Raw genomic sequence first — 4,845 nt, forward strand, 5'->3', positions numbered from 1 at the left:
CGTCTTGGCCAGCCCCGGCACGCCTTCCAGCAGGCAGTGTCCGCTGGTAAAGATGGCCGCGAACAGCTGCTCGATAACTTCGTCCTGGCCGATGATGACCTTTTGCAATTCTTCCTGCATCAAGCGCCGATGCTGGCTGAACTCTTGAAGGACCTCGCCCAAGTTACGGTGGGGTTTCGTAGACAACGCGAGTCCTTGCTAGCTGGATGTGAAATGTTGAGGCCCGCTCGGCCGCTGCCGGCGGCGGGTTCTGCCCCGACGTGCAACGCTGGATGCCATGCCGGGTGCCACGTCCACGCACGGCGTGAGCATGCCGTGGCCCGCAAATCAGACGCCGATGCTGTTCTGTTCCTGTTCCGCATACGCCGTGGCCGATAGGGCGCAGGCGATCCTTTCTATTGTAGCTGGCAAAACGCCGCCTGAGCAACGTGGGCGCCTTCGTGGTGGCGTTTTAAGTATCGAATCGTACAATAGTTGTGTTGACCGCGCTACGCAGACACTTCGCGGCTCGGGCCCGCGTTCCTGCGCAGTCTTCCCTATTGTTACGCACGGGCACCCGGCTTGGGTGCCTCGAAAGTCGACTGCGCGCCACGCCCCGAGAGATTTTGCTGCGGATAACGCGCGCGTGTCGCGCTGACGAGTTTCGCCTGTCGTTTTGACGGGCAGTGGAAGCCTGCGGGAATTGTTGTCTGCTGGGGTGTGAAATGGCGGGGCCACGGTTGGCTCGTTCAACCGTGTGATATCGCGCCGCCAAGATCGAGATAGGAACTTCAAAGCCGTGCTGGACAAGTCAGCAAGGACATCCAGTTTCTAAAGAAATGAAAGGCGCGGTGCCCCGGATGGGCCGGCGAGTTGTCACCTGGTTGTTGGCGGCGAGCTGTGTGGCCTGCGCGCTTGCTGCGCCGGCCCGCGCCGAGATCACTGCCGAGCAAGTGCGCCAAGCGATCGATCGGGGTGTGGCTTTTCTCAAGCGCGAGCAGCGCAAGGACGGTTCTTGGCCCGAGCACCCCACGCTGGTGGGCGGCATCACGGCTTTGGCCACCTTGTCGCTATTGAACTCCGGTGTTCCGCCAGACGATCCGCAGATCCGCGCGGCATTGGCCTTCCTGCGCAAAATCCCGCCCAAGTGGAACTATGTCGTCTGTCTGCAAACCATGGTCTTCGCCCAGGCCGATCCGGTGGGAGATGCCTTGCTGATCAACGGCAATGTCCGCTGGCTGGAAGCGGCGCAGAAGCGCGAAAAGAGCGCCGAGCGCTTCAAGGGGGCCTGGGGCTATCCCGAAGGAAACGGCGACAACTCGAACTCGCAGTTCGCCGTGCTCGCGCTGTACGAAGCCCAGCGCGCCGGCGTGCCCGTCAGCATTCAGACCTGGCGCCTGGCCCAGCAATACTGGAAGACCGGCCAACGCCCCGACGGCTCGTGGAGCTACAAGCCCAACGACCCCGGCAGCGGCAGCGGCAGCATGACCTGCGCCGGCATCGGCGCCATGGTAATGGCTCAGGACATCCTCGACGATGGAGACGCCCGCGTCGTCGGCGACGAAGTCAAATGCTGCCAGCCACACGACGCAGACCGGTCGATCGACGACGCGCTGACCTGGCTCGGCAAGCATTTTTCCGTGCGTGTCAATCCGGGCGACGACCCCCGCGCATTCCTGCTTTATTACCTGTATGGGCTCGAGCGTACTGGCCGGCTGACGAACCAACGCTTCATCGGCCGGCATGATTGGTATCGCGAAGGGGCCGAATGGCTGATCAACGAACAAGAGGATCTGTCCGGCTTCTGGAAGGGAACCGGCCTCGGCGAAACCAATCCGCACGTAGGCACCAGCCTGGCGCTACTGTTTCTTGCCAAAGGGCGCCGGCCGGTCGTGGCCGCCAAGATCAAACATGGCCCGCAAGATGATTGGAACCATCATCGCAAGGATCTGGCAAACCTGGTCAGTTACACCGAAAAGAAATGGGGCCGCGATCTGACCTGGCAAGTGATCGATCTCGATCCGGCCACCAGCGACGATCTGATGGAGGCGCCGGTTCTGTATATCAACGGCGAGCTATCGCCTGAGATCAACGACGAAGATGTCGCCAAGCTGCGCGAGTACATCAATCGCGGCGGGTTTCTGTTTGCCGACGCGGTCTGCCAAGGGGCCGAGTTCGATCGCGGCTTTCGCGCCCTGATCAATCGCATGTTCCCCGAGCCCGAGCACAAGCTGCACCTGTTGCCGCCGGAGCATGCCGTGTGGACGGCCGAAGAGCCTGTCGATCCGCGCTATGTGCGGCCGCTGTGGGGTGTCGACGTCGGCTGCCGTACGAGCGTGATCTACTGCCCCGATAATCTCTCCTGCTATTGGGAGCTAGCGCGACCGGGGCGTGAATTGGTGCGCGAGAAAAAGTTCCCCGCCGAGATTCAGGGGCGCGTGAACGCGGCCCGCGCCATCGGCGTGAATGTGCTGGCCTACGCGACCAATCGCGAGCCGAAATACAAACTCGACCTGCCGCAACTGGCCACCCGCGGCGCGCCCGACGCCATCGGCCGCGCCAAGCTGTATGTCGCCACAGTGAAACATTCGGGCGGGTGGAATGCCGCGCCCATGGCTTTGCCCAATCTGCTGCGATATTTGTCGGGCGAAGTCGGCTTGCGTGCCAATACCGACGCCCGCGAGCTCAGCCTGACCGAAGATCGGGTTTTCGATTTCCCGGTGATCTTCATGCACGGCCGCAATGCGTTCCACTTTACCGACAACGAGCGCAAGCGGCTGAAGACGTATCTGGAACGAGGGGGCGTGTTGTTCGCCGACGCGATCTGCTCGAGCGAGGAGTTCGCCAATGCCTTCCGTCAGGAGATCGCCGCGATCTTTCCGGAACAACCGCTCGAGCGCCTGCCGGCCACCGACGAGTTGTTCAGCGACAAGTTCGGCGGGTTCGACCTGCGCACAATCTCGCGCCGCGAACCGCAACGTCAAACGCCCGGTGCCCCGCTGAAAGCGAACATCCGCCAGGTCGAACCGGATCTCGACGCGCTGAAGCTGGGAGATCGTTACGCGGTGATTTTTTCGCGCTACGATTTGAGCTGCGCGCTGGAGCGGCACGAATCGCTGGAATGCCCCGGCTACACCCGCGACGACGCCGCCCGCCTGGGCCTGAACGTGGTGCTGTACGCGCTGCACCAGTAGCACGGCGGCACGCAGACGCCCGAGGGCCATGCCAGATGCGATCCTCACGCGCGAGTGCCACGCCTACGCGCGGGTGCCAGGCTCACGCAAAGCGTAAGCATGTTTGCCGAGAGCACGTCATTCTCAACAAAAGCATGCCCACGTCGGCGTACCTCCGTGGGCATGGCACCCGGCAATGCAAAAAACGATGCGCAGTTTTTCCATGTTGCGATGCCCGCAGGGACTGATTCATGGATGACTTATCGACGTAGCCACTTCACTTCGGGAGTCAGAACCTCCCTGTGCGTTTCGTGCTCTCTTCGCGCCTTCTAGCCAAAATGGTAGGTTCGCCCAGAGGTCGGCCCGCAGTTTGACTGACGCGAAACCAGGAGCAAAGCAAATGATAAGGACCTGCAGGATACGCTTCATTCACCGTTTGATCCCAGTTCGGACATTTGCCGCTTGCCAGCGCGCCGAATTGTGCCCGATCTGTCTGGGCCATGCGGTGCGAGTAGCAATGTTCTTGGCCGCAGCGCTGATTGCCACTCCCACACCTGCGACTCCGGTGGTTACATTTTACGACGATCAGACGAGCTTCCTAGCGGCGGTCGCTAGTCCGACCGTCCTCGATTTTGAAGGTATCGCGCCTGACAAGTTTTCCGTGGACTTTGGGACCTCGTATCAGACGGGCGCGGTGACATTCACGTCTGGCTTCAACGATCATATCGTCGTCGTAGGAAAAAGCTCCCCGACGCTCGGAGAGCCGTTCGACTCGGCATTGCTGATCCCAAACGTTGACCCTGGCTCAATGCTTGCGACCTTCCAGACGGGCTCGAACGTCACTGCGGTCGGCGGATTCTTTTTGAATTTGTTCGGCAATACCCAGGAGTTGGCCACCGTCACTTTGACCGGTGCAAATGGCGTGCTCGACTCCGAAACGCTTCGCCTCGGTATTGCAACAAGTGGTAAGCCCAAGACATTTTTGGGCTATATCGTCGCCGGTGACACTATCAAGAGCTTGTCCGTGAATATCAGCACCGATACCCCGGCGTTCGACGATTTCACGTACGGCCGCGCCGTCCCGGAACCGACGTCCGTCGCGCAAATCTTGATGGGTGCCGCAGTTCTGTTTGTCAGGCTTTGGAGAAGGCGCTGGGGAACTGCGGATTATGCTATGTAGGCTACGGATGAGCTGCGGAAAGCCAAATCTGGGTGCGGCATTGCCGAGATTCAGGGCCTCGGAAAGCGCTGTTGCATCGGTCAAACTTGAAATAAACCTGCATAATTACGAGGCTGGTGACATGCTTACGCAAAGCGTAAGCATGTTTGCCGAGGGCACGTCGTTCTCAACAAAAGCATGCCCACGTCGGCGTACCTCCGTGGACATGGCACCCAGTACCCAGGCTGTTAAAACCGCGGCCGCGCGAGGTCTTGGATAAGAGCCTCGCGCGGCCGGTTGGTTTAACGAATACCTTGTTCGACATTCGACCCCAACAACCGTATCGCGTTGGGGGCTACCTGATCCACGCTAGAAAGCGTTGTTCGCGGGCAGGTAGTAAACGGTGATGTCGGAGATCGTCAAGTTGAGGATCTGGCTTGGCCCCGATGCCATGAAGCGCAGGGGCTGAATGAAGTAGCGCAGCTGGTTAGGTCCTCCGGCAGCCGTGGCATTGCCCATCACGCGAAACTTGGC

General features: G+C 60.6%; 3 protein-coding genes. 2 read left to right on the forward strand and 1 reads right to left on the reverse strand.

Annotated elements, in window-relative coordinates; all coding sequences use genetic code 11:
- Window positions 1-162: AAA family ATPase (locus VGG64_24910; protein HEY1602869.1), on the reverse strand; the 162-nt coding region annotated here is incomplete at its 3' end.
- Between the two features lie 677 nt (window positions 163-839).
- Here VGG64_24910 and VGG64_24915 point away from each other — a divergent pair.
- Together VGG64_24915 and VGG64_24920 are read left to right on the forward strand one after the other, a co-directional pair.
- On the forward strand, window positions 840-3,173 hold the full coding sequence (locus VGG64_24915) for a DUF4159 domain-containing protein (GenBank protein HEY1602870.1): 2,334 nt from the start codon (window positions 840-842) through the stop codon (window positions 3,171-3,173).
- A 496-nt stretch (window positions 3,174-3,669) separates the two neighbouring features.
- Entirely contained in the window at window positions 3,670-4,332 is a 663-nt protein-coding gene (locus tag VGG64_24920) for a hypothetical protein (GenBank protein ID HEY1602871.1), read from the forward strand.
- Window positions 4,333-4,845: the final 513 nt, after the last annotated feature.

It is taken from the genome of Pirellulales bacterium, from assembly GCA_036490175.1.
GTDB lineage: Bacteria > Planctomycetota > Planctomycetia > Pirellulales > JACPPG01 > JACPPG01.

Excerpts from the sequence above, each read along its gene's own strand:
- VGG64_24920 (HEY1602871.1), top strand. The coding sequence starts at position 3,670 with ATGTTCTTGGCCGCAGCGCTGATTGCCACTCCCACACCTGCGACTCCG.
- VGG64_24915 (HEY1602870.1), top strand. The coding sequence starts at position 840 with ATGGGCCGGCGAGTTGTCACCTGGTTGTTGGCGGCGAGCTGTGTGGCC.